Below are 820 nucleotides of genomic sequence, written 5' to 3'. Positions count from 1 at the left end.
GTCTCCAACCTTGCCGGCCTGGCGCGCGAGGTCGACCCTGCCCATATCGAGCTCTTCGCCAGCAACAGGCCGGAACGCAAGCTCGCCATCTACCCGGCCTCGGCCGGCTTCGACCTTGTCGAGGAACTCGACTATCTCAGCGCCCGCACGGTCGAGCCTAATGTCTTCTTCAACCCGCGCTTCCTGGCCCCGGCGATGCCCCGGCTGGAGGACCGCGAGGTGCGGCTGGCCGTCATCCGCGACGGCGACGAATACCGCGACCGGTTGCGCCTTCTGGTGCCCTTCTCGGTCGAGCGGCCGGCGATGCCGCTCGGCGTCCCGGTGATGCGCACGTGGTCAAGCCCGTTCGGCCCGCTCGGCACGCCGCTGGTCGACCGCGACGATCCGATCGGCGTCATCGAGGATTTCTTCTCGATGCTGTCGCGGCCGCATCTCAAGCTGCCAAAAGTCTTCGTGCTGCCCGACATGCGCCTTGACGGCCCGGTGGCGAGCCTGCTGACCTCCTTCGCCGACAGCCGCGGCCTGACCCTGGTGACCACCGGCAGGGTCGAGCGCCCGGTGCTTGAAAGCGACGCCGACGGCGAGGACTACCTCAAGGCGTCGCTGCGTTCGCATCACTATCGCGAATTTCGCCGGCTGAAGCGGCGCCTTGCCGACCTCGGCAAGCTCGAGCACATCGTGGCGCGCGGGCCGGACGAGATCCGCCATGCCATCGAAAGCTTCCTGACGCTGGAGGCCGCCGGCTGGAAGGGCCGCGAGCGCACCGCCATGGCGATCGACCGCTACCGCGCCGCCTTCGCCCGCGAGGCCGTGCACCGGC

The 820-nt window shown here is 69.1% G+C and carries 1 pseudogene; it reads left to right on the top strand.

The features are described 5' to 3' along the window. A pseudogene (locus EOA27_RS38530) lies at positions 1–820 on the top strand (GNAT family N-acetyltransferase); the annotation flags it as partial.

Origin of the sequence: Mesorhizobium sp. M2A.F.Ca.ET.037.01.1.1 (genome assembly GCF_003998075.1) — a bacterium.
GTDB lineage: Bacteria > Pseudomonadota > Alphaproteobacteria > Rhizobiales > Rhizobiaceae > Mesorhizobium.
The sequence above is the reverse complement of the archived record's forward strand: the minus strand, read 5'-3'. Positions and strand labels throughout refer to the sequence as shown.